Raw genomic sequence first — 18,341 nt, forward strand, 5'->3', positions numbered from 1 at the left:
GCAACCCAGACCGCGTTAGGTCGACAGTCCGGGATGGCTGATTTGTCGGTTCGCTTGCCGGGTGAAGTCGAGTGGATGCTCTATTTGTTCTTCGGGCGGGTCGCAGGTGTTGGATGCTTTTGAGGGGGCCTGGCTGGTGATGAGAGAGGTGCGCCTCGTGCGAAGCGCACCTCGGCTGAGCGCTCGCGACGGGCAGAGCCGTCGGTCGACAATGGACTTGCGATTGGTAGGTACCATAGTCGTCCGACCGCTCTGCCGGTCGGTCATAGTCGATGTGCGCTTCGCACGAGACGTATGCGGCAACCCAGAGCGTGTTAGGTCAGCAGTTCGGGATGGCTGATTTGTTGGTTCGCTTGCCGGGTGAAGTCGAGTGGATACTCCTCCATTTTTCGGACAGGTTGCAGGCGTTGGACGGCCGGCGGAACGGCTCTGCTGCAGGCGTTGGATGCTTTTGAGGGGGCCTGGCTGGTGATGAGAGAGGTGCGCCTCGTGCGAAGCGCACCTCGGCTGAACGCTCGCGACGGGCAGAGCCGTCGGTCGACAATGGACTTGTGTTTGGTGGGTTCCATAGTCGTCCGACCGCTCTGCCGGTCGGTCACAGTCGATGTGCGCTTCGCACGAGACGTTTGCGGTAGCCCAGACCGCGTTAGATCGGCAGTTCGGGATGGCTGATTTGTCGGTTCGCTTGCCGGGTGAAGTCGAGTGGATGCTCTATTTGTTTCTCGGGCAGGTCGCAGGCGTTGGATGCTTTTGAGGGGGCCTGGCTGGTGATGAGAGAGGTGCGCCTCGTGCGAAGCGCACCTCGGCTGAACGCTCGCGACGGGCAGAGCCGTCGGTCGACAATGGACTTGTGTTTGGTGGGTTCTATAGTCGTCCGACCGCTCTGCCGGTCGGTCATAGTCGATGTGCGCTTCGCACGAGACGTATGCGGCAACCCAGACCGTGTTAGGTCAGCAGTTCGGGATGGCTGATTTGTTGGTTCGCTTGCCGGGTGAAATCGAGTGGATGCGCCATTTGTTTCTCGGGCAGCTCGCAGGCGTTGGATGCTTTTGAGGGCGCCTGGCTGGTGATGAGAGAGGTGCGCCTCGTGCGAAGCGCACATCGGCTGAACGCTCGCGACGGGCGGAGCCGTCGGTCGACGATCGGCGATGGAGGCCATGAGAAAAGGCCCGATCGAAAAGTTCGATCGGGCCTTTTGGAGTTATCCGTAAGCGAGGGCGGGCTTAGGAATCGTCGCCGGTTGGGAAGAGCGGGCCAGCACTACCCAGACCACCCTTGAGGCTGCCTTCGTCGAGTGTTGCCGGAACACCGGACTCGGCGGCTTCGGCGGCGGCAGCCGACTTCTCTTGCTCTTCGCTCCAGCCGACTCGTTTGAGCGACAGGCCGATTTTGCGTTCGTCGGTGTCCACGCGGAGCACTTTGACTTCGATGGAGTCGCCGACTTTGACGACTTCTTCAGGGTCTTCGACCTTGTGGTCCGCCAATTCGCTGACGTGGAGGAGGCCTTCGAGGCCATCTTCGAGGCCGATGAAGACGCCGAAGTTGGTGATCTTGGTGACTTCACCCTTGACCAACTGGCCGGGTTGATACTTGTCTGGAATATCGCCATCCCAAGGATCGTTGTCGAGTTGCTTCAGACCCAGTGCGATACGGCGACGTTGCTCGTCGACACTGAGGATGCGGCATTCGATTTCCTGTCCCTTCTCCAGCACTTCGCTGGGGTGAGCGATCTTGCGGGTCCACGACATGTCGCTGACGTGCAGCAATCCATCGATCCCTTCTTCGAGTTCGATAAACGCCCCGTAGTTGGTGAGGTTGCGCACCTTGCCGGTGACGTCCTTGCTCTCGGGGTACTTCTCGAGGACATCGTCCCATGGGTTCTTCAGGGTCTGTTTCATGCCGAGGGACAGTTGCTGTCCTTCGGGATCGACGCCGAGAATCATGACTTCGATGTTGTCACCGATGTTCACCAATTCGCTGGGGTGATTGACGCGTTTGGTCCAGCTCATTTCGCTGATGTGGACCAAACCTTCGATGCCGGGCTCGAGTTTGACGAAGGCACCGTAGCTCATCACGTTGACAACTTCGCCAGGATGCCGTGATTCGACAGGGTACTTGCCCTCGATGTTTTCCCACGGGTTGCGGTCTTTCTGCTTCAGGCCGAGAGCAATTTTTTGCTTTTCGCGGTCGATGTGCAGGACCTTGACTTCGATTTCTTGATCGATCGAAACCATTTCGGTGGGGTGGCCGATGCGTTCCCAGGCCATGTCGGTGATGTGCAGCAGTCCATCGATGCCGCCGAGGTCGACGAAGGCACCGAAGTCGGCGATGTTTTTGACGATCCCGGTGCGGATCTGGCCGACTTCGAGTTCCTGCATCAGGTAGGTGCGGTCTTCTTCACGCTGCCGTTCGATCAGGCTGCGGCGGCTGATGACGATATTGCGGCGGGTGTCGTCGATTTTGAGCACTTCGGCTTGGACGACCCGGCCAATGAAATCGCCGATGTCGCCGGGGCGGCGAATGTCCACTTGGCTGCCCGGGAGGAATACGTTGACGCCGATATCGACGAGCAAACCGCCCTTGATCTTCCGAATCACGGTACCGGTGACCACTTGGCCCTCGGCAACCGTTTCCATCATCTCTTCCCACTCGATGATCTTTTCGGCTTTTCGCTTGCTCAGCGAGATCATGCCGTAAGGATCGTCGGCGGCGCCGAGTTCGTCCTCCATCTCTTCGATGAGGACCTTGACCACGTCACCGACCTTCGGTGTTTCTTCTTCTGGGCCCCATTCGTCGAGGCCCACGGTGCCTTCGCTCTTGAACCCGACGTCGACAAGTGCCCATTCATCGTTGATTTCAACGATCCGGCCTTCGACGATATTTCCGGAATTATAATCTTGCTGCTCGGCAGCAAAATTCTCGATCATCCATTCTTCGACCTCGTCCTCCGGAGCCATCAGGGCCAAATCTGCGAGGATATCGTCGTCTTCAAGTGAACGGATGAGGTTGCGGTTGACCATGAATCAATACCAGGGGTGAAGCGGCAAGCGAGCACCGGTCCGATTCGCTCGCGGCGGTTCACCCCGATTGGGGTTGAGGGGAGTTGTTAAAAGAGGGACCAGTTTCGGGAGGCAGCGTCTAGAGGCCGCGCCTAGCGGGGTAGGCTACCAAACAACTATTAGCGTCACAACGGCGTTGTCAGGGAAACTCTCGAGAGATTCGTGGTTTTGCGCTCGAGACCGGTCTTGCGCTCTAGACATCGTTCCTTCCGCTTTCCTAAAAGCGAGATGCCCGTGATGTCGGATCCCATCCGAGTACGGCACTGACCCTCCCCGGACCGCTGGGGAGAATGATGTCAAAATACCCTGATTTCGAGCGGATCGGTCCCTCTGGGGAGCGGTTCCCACGCTTCTGTTTTGCAGAGAAAAACCATGAACTTCAACTTTTTTGACTGGCTCCGTGACGGCGTCCGCCAATCCGTATTGCTCGGCGTGAGCGATGCTGTCGAGCAGATCGGTACGCCCGACAATGCAGCCGAAATCAACCCGGAGGTCGCTGCCCTGTTCGGGGACGCTAATTCCGGCAGCAGCACGACGACCAAGCGAAAACGGGTTTCTCGCAAGGGAACCTCCCAAAAGCGATTGGGGAAATCTCTCCAAGAGCTCAATCCACCTGCGAAGTAAAATGGGTGACTCTGCTCCCCGGGAATGGGGGTGTCTGTCAGGTCGCAGTGGTATCGAAAGTCAAAATCCCCTACGCTGTGGGTCCTGCAGCCACAACCTAACGCGGCGACGTTAAGTATGATGGGTTGAGGAATGACCGTTACCGGAATCTTCGTTGCTCGCGAAGGGGAAACATGAAAATCAGACTCCGTGTTGAATCAGGCAGCCATGCAGGCAAGGAAATTGAAGTAGGCCAGGAGAAATTTCTGATCGGCCGCAGCAATTCCTGCCAGCTACGTCCGAAAAGTGAGTCCGTCAGCCGCAAGCACTGTATTATTGCGGTCCAGGATGGCCGCGTATTGGTGCAGGATCTCAAAAGCCGCAACGGTTCATTCGTCAACGAAAAACGCTTGCCACCGGATAAAGCCAAAGTGCTCAAGGACGGTGATGTCCTGCGGGTGGGCAAGCTCAGTTTCGGTGTGGTGATCGAGCATGGTTTGCACGCGGCCAAGAAACCTGAGGTCAAGAGTGTGGCCGACGCCGCCGCTCGTGCCCACGCCGAGGGATCGTCGGATTCTCGCTTCGAAGAAGTGGACGTCAGTTCTTGGCTCGACGAGGCCGATGCGATCGATCGCGTTCGCAAAATGAACGATCCTGAGACGCGTCATCTGACTCTGCAGGAACAGCAGGAAGACGCCGATAGCGGCGACCTATCGATCAACTCGACAACTGTGGCGAACCCTACCTCGGACACCAAAAAAGTGGACGACAAGGAGGGAGAAGCAGCAGGGGAAGAGGGCGAGAAGGCCAAGAAGTTCAAGCGTCCTGAAAAACAAAAACCGGGAAAACTCCCCCAGGGCGTGAAGAAAGACCTGCTGGATACTTCGCGAGACGCGGCCGATGATGCGCTCAAGCGTTTCTTCAGCGGACGCTAGATACTCTCTGCCTCGTTGCACCTTCCGGCAAACGCCCTCATGAGCCTGTCCACCGATTCTTTTGCCATACTATCGAGTTCGGCTGCGACCAACGCGGCTTTGGTGGATCGTTGCCAGCACCGTGATGAACCCGCCTTCGCTGAAATTTTCAAGCGGCACCGGGATCTGATCTATCGTGTTTGCCTGCGTTACGTCGGCCATCATCACGACGCTGAAGACATGACACAGGAGACGTTCCGCCGGGCGGCTGCGGCGATCTCGCGAGTCGATTCGCAGCGTCCCATTGAACCGTGGTTGGTCACGATCGCGGCCAATCGTTGCCGGAGTTTTTTGTCGCGCCGGCAGGGTGACCGTTCCATCGGTTCGCTGGAGGAGACGAAGGTCACCAGCGATCGTAAGCATGATCATGCTGACCGACTCTCTCTCGGCGAGCAACTCGATCTTGCTCTGCAGCGATTGCCCGCCAATCAACGCCACGCCTTTGAGCTTATCCATCAACGTGAACTCACCTATCCCGAGGCGGCCCGGGTGATGGGCCGTCCCATGGGAACGGTCAAGACATGGGTCCGACGGGCCAAACGCGGCCTGCAGGACACGCTCCGGGCAGCCGAGTCCGAGGTGGGATCAATGCCCCCAGCGAGCGCCGTGGCCCCAGCGAGCGCCGTGATTTCTGCAGACGATTCCCAGCTCTCGGCGGCGGAATTCCGCCCCGGGCGGCGTACGGCCGTGGGCGTCGTGGCCACTGCGTTATTGCTCGGTTGTTTGATCGTTGCAAACCGCAGTCCCTCGCAGGTTTCGCCGCTGGCATCGGTACCCGGCAGCCATCTGCTCTCGCCGGCTCCCGCGGTCGTTGAGCCTCTACCCGCGGGCGGAGATGTCCAGCGGCACAGTGGGGCTCCGGCCCACGATTGGCAATGGGCATCGCTCAATGCGTTCCTCCACACACGATTGAGTGTCGAGGGAGTTCGCGCCCTGCCGCTGAATCGTTGGATGCAACAGACCTCACCGGCACTGGGGCACCTTCACTCGGGTATCAAACCCTTGAGTTCGACCCTTCACCGGGTTGCCGAACTTTTTCAGTGTGAGGTGGCACAGACCAGCCTGATTCCGGGGGCGGAGCCCGGGGAGTTGGGAAGAGATGGGGCGGGCGAGTATCGGTCATCCATCGATGCAGGAACCTCCGGTCAACTGGATCAAACCACCACGCTCACGCAGCGTCAGCATCGTTCAATCGCATGATGAGCTGTTCTGTTCGGCGCCGAATCTACCGAGCCATTGGCCTGGCGGTCGCAGGGATGGTCGTCGTGCTGGGGCAACCCCAGCGATGTCCTGCCGAGCAATTGATCACGCTTCGCAATGGTGTCACCCTGCAGGGCATCTACATCGAGCTGCCTACACTCAATCACAATTCAGCGTCGCTTGGCGCCGATGGCGGGATTCAGACGCGTCCGATTTGGATGATCGACGATGGGCTTCGTCGCACCTATGTCCATCGGCGCGGGATGGTCAACAATGAACCGGTCGAGGTTCCCGATCTGGGGTTGAGGATGGAGTTTCCGCAACCGATCCCCCAGGGCGCCAACGAGGTCGGGGCGCTCGGCCAGATCTTGGGCGTGACGCCGCTCAACGAGTTCGGGCGGCGGCAGATGAGCGTCCGCGGCACCGATGGTTCGCCCACGATTATCTATCAGGGCCTAACCGAGCTGACGTCTCGCTATGCGAAGCTCGAGGCCCTCAAATCGGACTCCCCGATGCAGTTGGACATGCGCGTGGCCACGGAGTCGATTGACACGCCTGCATTGCAGCGAATCTTCGGCAGACTGCTCGATCAAGATGATCCCGATGCGCGGCTCGAAGAGGTGCGGTTTTTTATCGAAGCGGAACGCTATGGAGATGCCAGGCGAGAGTTGCAGGCGATCCTCCAGCAGTTCCCTGAGCAGCAGGAGCTGAAACCGCAATTAACAGCCCTCGTCGAGAGGCAGGCGATGCAGTTGTTCGAGCAAGCGCAGCTGCGGCGGGAGTCGGGCCAGCCCGCGCTCGCCAGTGCAATCCTCAACAACTTCCCGCTCGGCCGTGTCGGTCGCGTAACCCGGCTGCGGGTGGAAGACGAGCTCGGCGAGATCAGGAAACTGCAAACGCAGCGGGACGACGCTGTTGCCAACCTGCGGAAGCTAGTCGACGAACTCGCGCCCGCGGACCAGAACGCGTTGGCCGGCGTCGTCGACGAGATCGATCAGCACCTTTCACCCAATACGCTCAGCCGGCTCAGTGACTTCATTCGGCTCGGTGAAAACGAAACGATCCCAGTGCAGAGGCGGGTCGCACTGGCGGTTGCCGGTTGGATCTTGGGGAGCGGTTCGGGGGAACAAAACCTGGTGATCGTAATCTCTTGGGTGGAGGTCCGAGATCTGGTGGCAAAATACCTCGCACACCCCGACCCCGAGGTTCGCGCCGTTTTGATGGAAAATTTGAGAGTTCTCGAAGGCGCCAGTGCCGAGGCGATTGCGAAAATGCTGCCGCTGATGCCACCGCCGCTGGCGAGTGACCAAGCGATCGCGATTCATCGCGGTGCCGAAGCCGCTGAGGCTGAATCGGAAGCGTCATCGTTCCATGTGCCAGTCGGCGCCGTTGCCGACGAACTCGTCCATGGGATGTATCACATCGGCCCGGACGAGGAAGCGTTTGAGGCCGCTCAAGCAGCCGATCCCATGGCCGTCCCGGACGCTGCCTATCTGGTGCAGCTACCGCCTGAGTACGATCCGCTCCGCGAGTATCCCTGTATCGTTGCCCTGCACGCCGCGGGTGCTCCCGCCGAGACGCAACTGAATTGGTGGGCAGGCGTGGCCACCGAACGGTTCCTCAGTCCCGTCCAGGATGACCGAGCCGATCCCGCCTCGGCGGCGGTAGGCGCAGGAGATGAGTCCGAGCCGGGCGATCGGGAGGCTCAGGGCGAGATGGCGTCGCCACAGTCCAAGGCGATGCGTTTGGGGCACGCTGCCCGGAACGGGTTCATCGTGGTGACGCCACGCTGGACTCGCGGTGGCCAACAGAGTTACGAGTACACGATGCGGGAACACGATGCGGTTCTCCGCAGCGTCCGCGGAGCGATGCGGCGGTTTTCGATCGACGCGGATCGGATTTTTATCGGCGGCCACGGGGCTGGCGGTACTGCGGCATGGGACATTGCTCTGTCTCATCCTGACATTTGGGCTGGGATGATCGCCATCGGCGCCGAACCCCGCAAGACGCTGTTGCACTATGACGTCAATGCGGTCTACGTACCCACCTATCTCGTGATGGGTGAAAAAGACGGCCGGCCGCTCAAACGCAATGGCGCCGTCTACGATGACTACATGACCTACCAGCACGATGCCATGGTGGTGATGTATCGCGGGCGGGGGAAAGAGTTTTTCTACGAAGAGAGCGAACGCATCTATGACTGGATGAAGACGCCCGAGCACCGCCGGGCGGATTTTCCGCAGGAGATTGACGTTGTTACCATGCGGCAGGGCGACCGCTTTTTCTGGTGGTTGGAGTGGGATGAATCCCTGCCCGAGACGGTGATCAACCCGATCCTGTGGGAAGAGGCGAAACGGATCAAGGCGGCCAAGGTCGACGCGCGGATCGGTGCCAATAATGAGATCCAAATTTCCCAGGCCCCCGCGATCGCCTTCACGATCTGGTTGTCGCCTCAGATGCCGTTGGACTTCCGATCCCAGATCGCCGTCCGGTACCGTGGTCAACGCGGTAATTTCCGCTTTACCGGCGAGTTCGAAACGATGCTCGAGGACGTCCGTAGCCGCGCCGATCGCAAACGCCCGTTTTGGGGACGCGTTAAGATCCCGTAGTCGATGGCGCTGCGAAGGGAAGGTATCTGGGCGGTTCTGCACGTGGCAAAGATGCGGCCTGGCATCGTCACGCCCCAGACAGGTGAGTGGACTGTTATCCTAGTGCATTGATTTCAACGTGGCGTTGTTTCATTCGCTGCGGATTGCATTGTTCCATCTTCGTGAAAGTACCTTCATGACACACCGTGATGCTCGATCGCTACATCCTCGACTAAGCCGCCGTCAGGCTCTCGGTGGGCTGTCCGCCGCCGCTTCGTTGGCCGCATTGGGGCCGGTCGCGTGCGCCGAATCAGACGCGAAGCTTCCGCCGGTACGGCAATTGACCCACGGCCCGCTGAACCATTGGTTCGGCTACTACGACAAACGCGAATTCGATCCGAGCAATCGATTGGTACTGTCCAACCAACTCCGTTTTGAAGGTCGCACGCCCGCACCGGAGGACACGATCGGAGTGGGCATGGTCGACACTCAAGACAACGACAAATGGATCCCGCTGGGGCGGAGCAACGCCTGGGGATGGCAGCAGGGTTGCATGTTGCAGTGGCGCCCGGGGTCGGAGTCGGAGGTGATTTGGAATGATCGCGAGGGCGACCAACACGTCAGCCGGCTATTGGATGTGAAGACGAAAAAGCAGCGCACGTTGCCCCGCCCGATCTACGCCCTCAGCCCCGGCGGCAAGTACGCGATCACGGCTGATTTTGCCCGTATCCAACGCATGCGTCGCGGCTACGGTTACGTCGGCTTGCCCGATCCCTGCGCCGACGAACGCGCTCCCGAGGAATCGGGGGTGTGGAGAATGGATCTCGAAACCGGCGAGACGAAACTGATCTTTTCGCTCGCCGATGCGGCGCAGATCGACTATCAGGGCAAGTCGCTCGCCGATAAATGGAACTACTTCAATCACCTTCTCGTCAGTCCCGACGGGTCGCGTTTCATCGTCCTGCATCGCTGGCGAGACAATCGCGGTTCGGGCCGGGAGGCTCAGCCTGTGGGCGGGTTCTCGACTCGCATGTTCACCGTGAACATGGATGGCTCGGAGCGTTACATCCTCGACCCCGCCGGGCATACGTCGCACTTCATTTGGCGTGACCCCAATCATGTCTGTGCATGGACCCGCCCCGCAGGCAAACCGTGGGCGTTTTATCTCATGAAGGATCGCAGTCGCGACATCCACGTCGTCGGCGAGGGCGTGATGTCCACCAACGGTCACAATACCTATGTACCTCAAACGGATAACGAATGGATCCTCAACGACACGTACCCCCAGGGCCAGAACCGCGAGCAAAACCCGTATCTGTATCATGTTCCGAGTAACCGCCGAGTGTCGTTGGGCAAGTTCCCCTCACCACCCGCCTACACCGGAGAATGGCGATGCGATACCCATCCACGCAGCAGCAATGATGGGCAGTCGGTCGTGATCGATTCACCTCACAACAACGGTCGCCAGATGTACCACATCGACATCAGCAGCATCATCAATGGCTGAGCAAGGAATGCCTCCAAACACCGTTCCCAAATCGGTTCTATTTGTTTGCTTGGGCAACATCTGTCGTTCACCGACGGGGGAAGGCATGCTAACGCATGCGCTCGCTGAGAGTGGATTGAGCGATGCCATCACGGTCGATTCGGCCGGCACGGCAGGCTATCACATTGGAAAACCGGCCGACGCGCGAATGCAGAGGGCAGCCGAGCGACGCGGGGTTGCTCTGCACAGTCGGGCTCGTCAATTGTCTGCCCGTGATCTCCAGGCTTTCGATCTGGTCATTGCCATGGATCGCGAGAATCAGGCGGGGATCGAGGGGCTTCGTTCGCCGGCGGGTGGTGAGGAGCGAGCGGAGATTCGCTTGCTCAGTACCTTCCTCGATGACTCCTGGCCCGTCGATGTTCCCGACCCCTATCACGGGGACGCCGCGGGGTTCGAGTACGTCGTCGACATGATCGCCGCTGCTTGTCCGGAGGTCATCGCCTACCTGCAAAGCGGGCAGTCGAGCTGATCGACGTGGTCGCGACGATAGTGAGCCGAGGGCCCTACGTCGAAGGCGTTTTAGAAAATAGCCGGTGGTCGAGCACAGCGAACACCACCGGAAAAGGTGCGAAACGCAAGAGCCAACCCCGAATGGGGTTGAAGATCATCCCTGACGGGATACTTTTGGGTAACCGACAGCCGCGTCGTTTCGAAAACCGCCGCTGCCTCAGACTCCCGTTGCCAGCGACCCGCTCGCCGAGGCTCGCTTGGCGGCGACCATGTCGCGGAATTGCACTCGCAGGTTCTTCAGCCAGAACAGCAGGTATACGTTCGCCACGACTGATAGCAATAACAGAGCGTTGAAGATGGGTTGTGCGGCGACTTGCTCGGCAGGTCGTTCGATTTTGCTTGCACCACCTCTGCCTGAGGCCTGATTGTCATCGTCTCGGTCACGCGCGAAACGATCCGCGGCGGAAGCACGCGAGCTGTCGTCAGTCAGATCCGATAGGCGATCGTTTCTGCCTGCGTTGGCGGGGAGAAGGTTATCGCCGCCGTTACGGCCGTCGAGGCCGGCCAAGCGGGAATCCGAATCCGATGCAAACCCGTCCCGGCCACGGCCTCCGGCCGCGGGGAGGTCCAGCGGCGGTCGCACCAAGGACGAGCCCGATGAGGAATTGCGATCCGCCGGATGATTGACAATCCCCTTGCCGCCTGCCTGTCCCAGGTTTCCGCCCAGGTTTCCGCCCATGTTTCCAATGTTCCGGCCTGCCTTTCCCGTGTTCCGGCCTGCCTGTCCTATGCTCGATCCCAAGTTTGGTCCCATGCTTGAGCCCAGGTTTGGCCGACCCATGCTTGACCCCAGGTTCGCCATACTCTGGCGCGAGGCTTGAGGAGGGCTACCAATCGGTGATGGGGGGGCGCCGATGGAATCCTCTGCGGTGATCAATTGCCCCTGTCGGTCGATCCGTCGGCCATAATGGTCCACGCGATAGCCTTCGCGGTCCACAGGATACCCCTCGGCGTCGTAGCTATACCCATTCTTGGGAAGCTGGGCCGCCTGGGCAGGACTCAAATTGGGGTCGTAGTCCAGCCCATTGCCCGACGATGCGGTTTGTGTGGTGTCGCTCGCGTAGGGCGAGGGCGATTGCCCTCCACTTGGATTCGACGAAGTTGCAACGGAGGTCGGGGGGGCCTGCAGTCCAGCGGGCAGGCGTGCGAAGTTGCCTCCTGCGAAGGCACCTCCGGCGCCTCCGACGGGTGATGTCGAAGGTCGGCTACCCGAGTTATTTTGCAACGCATACCAATCTGGATCTTGTGCTGGCGACGTGGAGGGAGGCCCCGACGCGCTGTATGGATTGGCATTCGTCGACGAAGTCGAAGGTTGCGATGATGTCAGACTCGGGGGCGTCCCGTACCCTGGGGGTGATCCAGAGCCCGTTGTGCTGCTGTAGGTATTGGTCGGATTCGGGTTGCTCCCGTAGGATGATGGTGGGGGCCCGTTGGCTGACGAGCCGCCAGTGTTCGGTGGCAGGGCCGGGCCGTAGATCGCCCGGTTGGCTGCATCCTGGACACCGTTGGCAGCCGCTTGGACTTGCGCGTTGGTCGAGTTCTCCATTCGCTTGGCGGCGTTCTGGATGTTCTGTTGAATCTGCTGGCGGCTGGCGTCGGTGGCCGAATTGAATTGATTGGCGGCATCTCGCGCCGCCTGCTCCAGGCTGGCGCTGTTGTATCCGGTACCGCTCGGATTGGTGTTTCCATAGCCGGTCCCGCTGTAGGTGGTGCTCGGTGGCGACGTGCTCGGCGGCAATGTACTTGGCTGGGAGGCGTTCCCACCGCTTGATGCGGGGGTCATGCCATATCCGCCGGGCATGTTCATGCCACCGCTCTGCGGCGCCGGTTTCATCATCGCCGTGGTGGTGGATCCGGTTGCTCCGATGGGGCGCAGTTCCGTGGGATTGCCCATCGAAGGGATCGGAACGGGGATCTGATCAGGATCCGACGCAGCGAACGAGGAGGGGGCGGACGCACTGCGGCTGGAGAGATATTCCGGGGTGATCCGGGGGACACTGCCCTCGCCCACGCGGATCACGACTTCGCTGACGTGCGAGCGGATCTCCGCAGGGATTTGACTGGAAATCTCGCCCGTGCGGGCGACTTGTTCCATTTTATCCGGCGGAATTTGAATGATGTACTTCACGCCGTCCCGGTCATCGGGGGTCCACCCATAGGTGATCCCGACAGTCGCAGCCATCAAAAGCATCACAGCGCCACTCATGGCACAATCCTTTGCTGTGTTGAATGATTGGGACGGGCAAAGACAGTCTTTGCGGTCCCGATCGACACAGCCCAACTCCTCGTCAGGCGATTCCAATGTCGATCACCCGCCGAAACGGGTTTCACAGCACAATTTATCGCCCCAGGTGAATCCAGGTAAAGCCCGATCGTGGGGGAAAATGGGAATTCCCGATGAGTTCCGGGTTCAGCGGCCGTAGTAGTAAGGCCGGCCGCGGTATACCGGACCCCGGTAGCGGCGATGGACGTGAATCGTTTGGGGGGGCGGGGTCACGTACACGGGAGTCTCGACGACCGTGGTCGTTGAGGTGGTGTTTCCGCCAGTGATTTGGCTGGCCAGCGGAGCTTGCTGCATGGCAGAAATGATCGTTTCGTTCACACCCTGTTCGTGCAGAGAGATAATATCTGAGACGGCGGGTCGGCGCTGCAGACCCCGGGTTGAGATCTGGTTCATGATCACCGTTTGGCTGACGCCGCTGCGGCACATCGCGATCACGTCGCTGTAGCTCACCGCACCGGTGGGCACCGTCTGCGGCGTGTAGGTCGTCGTCGCCATTTGCTGCTGTTGGATTTGACGCTGCTGGGCGTATTGCTGGCTCTGATAGGCGGCGTCTTTGTCATTGGCGTTGCCGAGCAGTCCACCGGCAACCACTCCGATGGCGCCGCCAATCGCCGCACCAGCGCCCGCTTCGTCGTTGTTTTCCCCGATGATCGCACCCGCGATGGCGCCCGTCAGGCCGCCCAGTGTTGCTCCCCGCTGCGTGTTGTTTTGCGCCTGAGCGGACGGGGCCGAGCCAACTGCCAGGCAGACGCCAGCGACAGCGATGCAGCCCAAACGACGTGTGCGACTGGGGATGAACCAATTCAATGTGCAGGAAGTCATTCTGGGTCTACCACGGGAAACGAAAGGAGCGACTACGGAAGTGTTCCTTGTAGAATCGTCGCGTGGCGGGAATCAACTGCAATTATGTGCTGATTTTTCCGCTGGGACGGGTGGCGCAGAAAGATTGAGGTAGGCAAGCGTTTGCAAGACTTCACCCGCCCTCGACGAAGGAGAATGCTGAAATAGTCGGGGTTCGGTTTTTCTGCCGCCATACAAGCCCGAAGCGCTAGCGAGTGGAGACGGGGAAACCCTTGCTTGCGCGTCAGGCTTGTTCTTTTAGCAGTCTCCGAAGTTGGGGGCGGGGGCGCACGCTGGTTGGGGACGGTCCGTGGCGCTGTCAGCCCTCCCCGGATGACTCGCTAACGGCTCGTCATCCGACCCTCCCAGCTTCGCCGGGCGGGTGAAGGCAATCATTGATTCCAATCACATAAAAACTGCCCGACCACTCTGGTTGGAAAGCGTCGGTCATGGACCGGCGTCGGCGTATTCACCCCAGCCGGGGTGGGACTGGGAACTGCAGGGAGAATTTCGTTCCCCGGTTGAGTTCGCTCTGCACACTGATGCGGCCACCGTGAGCTTCGATGATTTTTCTCGCCGTGGGCAGGCCCAGCCCCGAGCCGCCATCCTTGGTGCTGTAGAAGGGCTCGAACATGTGCAGCACCGTGTTGTCGTCGACACCGCTGCCCGTATCGATCAGGTCCATGCAGACACCGTTGCGATTGCTATAGGTGCGGGCCCACAATTGGCCGCCGTCGGGCATCGCTTCGAGGGCATTTTTGACGAGATTCATCAATGCCGACTGCAGCGAGTCGCTGTGTAGGCGGATCGAGGGGAGGTCCGGGTCGAGGTATTGCTGTAAATCGACCTTCTGGAGATCCGCTTGGGCTTGGTAGACGCTGAGCACTTGTTGCACTTGGTCGTTCAAACTGCCGGACACCAGATCGATGTGTCGCAGCCGTGCGTATCGCAGAAAATCGCGTAGCAACGACTCCATTCGCTCGCACTGGTCACGGACCATGTCGACGCGCGGCAAGCAGCGACGGCTGGCCGATGTATCCATCTCCACCAAATCCTCGCTCAATAGCTCGATATTCATATGAATGATCGACAGCGGGTTCTTGATTTCATGGGCGAGTGACCCGGCGAGTTCAGCGAGTTCCTCGTATTGCCCCTGCACCTCATCCATCGCCGCTTGATGGCGAGCGGCATCCCGGGCGCGGTCGTCGGTGCGAGAATGCGAATCGGAGGAGGGGGGCGTCATCGGATCAATGGGGGAACTCGCGGAAAATCGCCCGTCGTTTTCAGGCGTGGGACTGCTGCGGCGAATTGTAGCGTCTCGCCACTGAAATAGCGTCACCCTCGACGAATTTCCCGTTGCCGATTACAACTATTGGCCCAGCTACCCGTCCGACTGTTCTCTGTCCCTTTCTTCTACATCATGTCGACCGCAGCCGCATCCCAGCCCGAAACGAACGACCCGTACATTCAATCTCTGTTCGCCGAGCGGATCGGCGGGGCCCAGTACGGCAAAGGCACCGAGATCTACAAATTCGAGAAGATCAAACGGGCCAAGCGGAAAGCACTCGCCGATCACCCCGACCGTCAACTGCTTGATTTCGGCATCGGCGAGAACGATTCGATGGCCCCCGCCAGCGTCCGCCAAACGATGCAGCAGGAGGTCGACCGCCTCGAAAACCGAGGCTATGCCGACAATGGCGTCGCCGAGTACAAGGATGCCGCAGCGCGGTTCATGCAGCGGAACTTCGGCGTCCAGCTCGATGCCGCGACGCAAATCAACCACTGCATCGGCAGCAAACCCGCATATGCAATGTTACCGGCTTGTTTCATCAACCCCGGCGACATCACGATGATGACCGTCCCTGGTTACCCCGTCGCGGGCACTCACACACGGTACTACGGGGGTGACGTCTACAAGTTGCCACTGCTCGCCGAGAATAACTTCTTGCCCGATCTCGATGTCATTCCCGATGACATCTTTCGCCGCACCAAGCTGATGATTTTGAACTACCCCAACTCGCCGACCGGTGGTACCGCACCGGCGGAGTTCTTCGAGAAAGTGGTCCAGCTGGCCAAGGAGAAGGAGTTCGTCGTCGTCAACGACGCCGCGCACATCATGCTGACTTTCGATGGCAAGCCCCGCAGTTTTCTGGAGACGCCCGGCGCTCTCGACGTGGGGGTCGAAGTCCACTCGATGAGCAAGGGCTATGACATGATCGGCTGGCGAATGGGATTTGTGGCTGGGCATCCATTGGTCGTGCAGGCCTTTGCGGACGTCAAAGATAATAGCGACAGCGGTCAGTTCATCGCCACGCAAAAAGCAGCCGCGGCCGCGCTCGATGATGATTCGATCCCCGAGAAAATCCGTGCCAAGTACCGCCGCCGAATGGAGAAACTCGTCGCGGTCTTGAACGACGCGGGTTTCGAAGCTTCGGTGCCTGGCGGAACCTATTTCCTCTACACCAAAACACCGACTTCGGCCGCCTCCGGTGAAACCTTCGCCGCGGCCGAGGACGCAACGCGATTCCTCATCGAAGAGCTCGGTATCGTCACCGTGCCATGGGACGACGCGGGATCCTTCCTCCGGTTCAGTGTCACGTACATGGCCGAAGACGAAGCGGCGGAGGACGCCCTAATGGCCGAGACTGCCAAACGTCTGGCTGGAGCCGGGCTGCAATGGAAGTTCTAGGCGGCCCACACTACGCCGTCGCCGGGGCCGGCGAGTCGCACGGACCCGCCGTCACGACAATCATCCACGGCTGCCCGCCCGGTCACCGCATCGTCCGCGCCGACGTTCAGCCGTATCTCGATCGTCGCCGGCCCGGCGGCAACAAACACGGCACGCCACGTAACGAAAAGGACAAAGTTGTCTTTCTATCGGGCTTGTACCGTGATGATGTCGACGTGCTGCTAGGCGGTGCCAAGCTATCGGTCGATGTCGACGGTGCGGCATTCGAAACAGAGGGATACGAAGACGGATTCACCACGGGTGAACCGATCGCTGCGATCGTGCTTTCGACCAGCAAAAAGTCCGGTGACTATACGCAGTTCAGCGGCCCAGATGGGGAGGTCCGGCCCGGCCACACCGACCTCGTCAAGTTTCACCAGTCCCAAGGGTACGTCGACGTCCGTGGCGGTGGCCGCTCGAGCTACCGCAGCACGATCAGCGATGTGATCGGCGGCAGTGTCGCGAGAATCGTCCTGCAGCAGCTCTTCGGCGTCCGCATCCTCTCTTCGATCTGCCAGGTCGGTACGCTCCAGGCGTCGCAGCGATTGGCTGACTCGCTCACGATTGAAAACGCCGACACCACGGCGAAGCAGCTCGATGCCGCTGAGATCCCATCGATCGACTCGGACTTCGCCAACGCCGCGGGCGAGTTGATCAAGCAGACCCGGAAAGGCGGTGATTCCCTCGGGGCCGCTGTGGAGGTCGTCGCTGTCGGCGTGCCGCCGCTGCTGGGCAACCCGCTGTACCAGAGTTTGAAGGTCCGATTGATGGGCGCACTCGGAGGACTCAATGCTGTCCAGTCCTGCGAGATTGGCGCTGGCGCCGACGTGATCGAGCGAAGAGGCAGCGTCAACAATGATCCGATTCGCCACGCCGGGTACCAGTCCAACACGCACGGCGGTTTGATCGGGGGCATCACGACCGGTAGCCCGCTCGTCGCCCGGGTCGGTTTCAAGCCCACTTCCACGATCAACCTGCCCCAACAATCTGTGACAAAAGACCTCCGCGACATCGACTTTGAACTCGCCAAAGGACGTCACGATCCCTGCGTTGGCGTCCGCGCCGGCGTCACGCTCGAATCCCGCGTCGCGATCGAGCTACTCAACGCGTTGCTCGCCTACCAAGCCCACGCCCACGCGGCTGACCCGATCACACTTTTCTAGCGATTGCGCAGAAACGTTGAATCGCAGTGGACGAGCTGTCGATTCCCCACAAGCATCCCGAAAGGTTCTTCTCGGAATTGAGAGGCAGGCATCTAGGATGTTGGATTTTGAGGCATGGGCTCCTGCGTCCAGTGAGCGAAAAACGGATGCCCGACAAACGTGAACTTGCCGAGCATCAACCGCACTATCCCTTTCCAGGCCTGCGTCCCCGCATTGCCTGAGTCCGTTTTTTCGGGCATCTACAAATGTAGGTTCATCCGACGGAAGCGTGCGCGGAGCACAGGGGGAAAGTTTTTCTAGGCATGGCTCTAGTGGTCTGTCACAGTTAAAAGTTAGGGTTGATCGTAGTGGACGAGGCGACGAGCTGGTCATTACCCACAAAACCAGATCCCCTGTCAGCTTGTCTGACAGGAATCACCGTTTTGTGATTAGATCAAGATGGAGCATTCACCCCGCTCCCATGCGGGCTTGCCCCGCATGACAGCAAAGTTTATCGACTTGGTTTCCTGTCAGACAAGCTGACAGGGGAACGTGTGTCGATACCGCGGTTTTCTAATTTCAAAACGTCGCTTCCCGTGTGACAAGCACACGGGGGAGCAAACTTGTGGGTAATCAACAGGAGGCGACGAGTCCTTGGATTTGACGCCAGTTCAGGACTCGTCGCCTCGTCCACTACCCTAAGAATAAGTCGTGACAGACCACTAGTATCCATTAATCTTACAAAAATGCGTCCCTGACGAACGAATGTCCGCCAGGGACCGGCAACACCATTGGCGTACCGCTTTTGCAGGGAAACGCTGGCGACCGAGATATCCCTTGCCAAGCCAGCACCTCTGCAGAGCTCGG

The 18,341-nt window shown here is 59.8% G+C and carries 12 protein-coding genes; 8 read left to right on the top strand and 4 right to left on the bottom strand.

The genetic code is table 11. The features are described 5' to 3' along the window. Nucleotides 1-1,223: 1,223 nt before the first annotated feature. Nucleotides 1,224-3,020, bottom strand: coding sequence for a 30S ribosomal protein S1 (locus CA85_RS07805; protein WP_146390742.1), 1,797 nt, complete (start codon nt 3,018-3,020; stop codon nt 1,224-1,226). A 411-nt stretch (nt 3,021-3,431) separates the two neighbouring features. Between CA85_RS07805 and CA85_RS07810 the strand changes: the two genes are divergently transcribed. The 6 genes from CA85_RS07810 (at nt 3,432) to CA85_RS07835 (ending at nt 10,439) form a co-directional block, all read left to right on the top strand. Continuing rightward, nucleotides 3,432-3,683 (top strand): hypothetical protein, encoded by a 252-nt coding sequence (locus CA85_RS07810; RefSeq protein WP_146390743.1) that lies wholly within the window; start codon nt 3,432-3,434, stop codon nt 3,681-3,683. Nucleotides 3,684-3,856: 173 nt separating this feature from the next. After that, nucleotides 3,857-4,597 (top strand): FHA domain-containing protein, encoded by a 741-nt coding sequence (locus tag CA85_RS07815; protein ID WP_146390744.1) that lies wholly within the window; start codon nt 3,857-3,859, stop codon nt 4,595-4,597. Nucleotides 4,598-4,636: 39 nt separating this feature from the next. Continuing rightward, nucleotides 4,637-5,836 carry an RNA polymerase sigma factor gene (locus CA85_RS07820; RefSeq protein WP_146390745.1) on the top strand — a complete coding sequence of 400 codons (1,200 nt, stop codon included), beginning with the start codon at nt 4,637-4,639 and terminating at the stop codon, nt 5,834-5,836. Continuing rightward, nucleotides 5,833-8,445: an alpha/beta hydrolase gene (locus tag CA85_RS07825; protein WP_146390746.1), complete on the top strand. Its 2,613-nt coding sequence runs from the start codon at nt 5,833-5,835 to the stop codon at nt 8,443-8,445. The genes CA85_RS07820 and CA85_RS07825 overlap by 4 nt, the downstream gene beginning before the upstream one ends. Before the next feature lie 175 nt (nt 8,446-8,620). Further along, nucleotides 8,621-9,931, top strand: a complete 1,311-nt coding sequence (locus CA85_RS07830) for a hypothetical protein (RefSeq protein ID WP_246112587.1) — start codon at nt 8,621-8,623, stop codon at nt 9,929-9,931. Nucleotides 9,932-9,938: 7 nt separating this feature from the next. Further along, complete coding sequence (locus CA85_RS07835; RefSeq protein ID WP_146390747.1) at nt 9,939-10,439, top strand: low molecular weight protein-tyrosine-phosphatase; 501 nt, start codon at nt 9,939-9,941, stop codon at nt 10,437-10,439. 198 nt (nt 10,440-10,637) lie between these two features. Here CA85_RS07835 and CA85_RS07840 read toward each other — a convergent pair whose 3' ends face one another. From CA85_RS07840 to CA85_RS07850, 3 genes are all read right to left on the bottom strand, one after another. Next, complete coding sequence (locus tag CA85_RS07840; protein WP_246112588.1) at nt 10,638-12,686, bottom strand: mu-protocadherin; 2,049 nt, start codon at nt 12,684-12,686, stop codon at nt 10,638-10,640. Between the two features lie 204 nt (nt 12,687-12,890). Further along, nucleotides 12,891-13,586, bottom strand: coding sequence for a glycine zipper domain-containing protein (locus tag CA85_RS07845; protein WP_146390748.1), 696 nt, complete (start codon nt 13,584-13,586; stop codon nt 12,891-12,893). Nucleotides 13,587-14,073: 487 nt separating this feature from the next. Further along, nucleotides 14,074-14,847 carry a sensor histidine kinase gene (locus CA85_RS07850; protein ID WP_146390749.1) on the bottom strand — a complete coding sequence of 258 codons (774 nt, stop codon included), beginning with the start codon at nt 14,845-14,847 and terminating at the stop codon, nt 14,074-14,076. A 177-nt stretch (nt 14,848-15,024) separates the two neighbouring features. On the opposite strand from CA85_RS07850, the gene CA85_RS07855 reads away from it, so the two are divergent. Both CA85_RS07855 and CA85_RS07860 read left to right on the top strand, forming a co-directional pair. Then, nucleotides 15,025-16,293 (top strand): LL-diaminopimelate aminotransferase, encoded by a 1,269-nt coding sequence (locus tag CA85_RS07855; protein WP_146390750.1) that lies wholly within the window; start codon nt 15,025-15,027, stop codon nt 16,291-16,293. Further along, nucleotides 16,281-17,495, top strand: a complete 1,215-nt coding sequence (locus tag CA85_RS07860) for a chorismate synthase (protein WP_146390751.1) — start codon at nt 16,281-16,283, stop codon at nt 17,493-17,495. Before CA85_RS07855 ends, CA85_RS07860 begins: the two co-directional genes overlap by 13 nt. Nucleotides 17,496-18,341: the final 846 nt, after the last annotated feature.

Source organism: Allorhodopirellula solitaria (assembly GCF_007859855.1).
Classification (GTDB): Bacteria; Planctomycetota; Planctomycetia; order Pirellulales; family Pirellulaceae; genus Rhodopirellula; species Rhodopirellula solitaria.

Coding starts and splice junctions, on each gene's coding strand:
- CA85_RS07805 (WP_146390742.1), bottom strand. CDS start 3,020: ATGGTCAACCGCAACCTCATCCGTTCACTTGAAGACGACGATATCCTC.
- CA85_RS07810 (WP_146390743.1), top strand. CDS start 3,432: ATGAACTTCAACTTTTTTGACTGGCTCCGTGACGGCGTCCGCCAATCC.
- CA85_RS07815 (WP_146390744.1), top strand. CDS start 3,857: ATGAAAATCAGACTCCGTGTTGAATCAGGCAGCCATGCAGGCAAGGAA.
- CA85_RS07820 (WP_146390745.1), top strand. CDS start 4,637: ATGAGCCTGTCCACCGATTCTTTTGCCATACTATCGAGTTCGGCTGCG.
- CA85_RS07825 (WP_146390746.1), top strand. CDS start 5,833: ATGATGAGCTGTTCTGTTCGGCGCCGAATCTACCGAGCCATTGGCCTG.
- CA85_RS07830 (WP_246112587.1), top strand. CDS start 8,621: ATGACACACCGTGATGCTCGATCGCTACATCCTCGACTAAGCCGCCGT.
- CA85_RS07835 (WP_146390747.1), top strand. CDS start 9,939: ATGCCTCCAAACACCGTTCCCAAATCGGTTCTATTTGTTTGCTTGGGC.
- CA85_RS07840 (WP_246112588.1), bottom strand. CDS start 12,686: ATGAGTGGCGCTGTGATGCTTTTGATGGCTGCGACTGTCGGGATCACC.
- CA85_RS07845 (WP_146390748.1), bottom strand. CDS start 13,586: ATGACTTCCTGCACATTGAATTGGTTCATCCCCAGTCGCACACGTCGT.
- CA85_RS07850 (WP_146390749.1), bottom strand. CDS start 14,847: ATGACGCCCCCCTCCTCCGATTCGCATTCTCGCACCGACGACCGCGCC.
- CA85_RS07855 (WP_146390750.1), top strand. CDS start 15,025: ATGTCGACCGCAGCCGCATCCCAGCCCGAAACGAACGACCCGTACATT.
- CA85_RS07860 (WP_146390751.1), top strand. CDS start 16,281: ATGGAAGTTCTAGGCGGCCCACACTACGCCGTCGCCGGGGCCGGCGAG.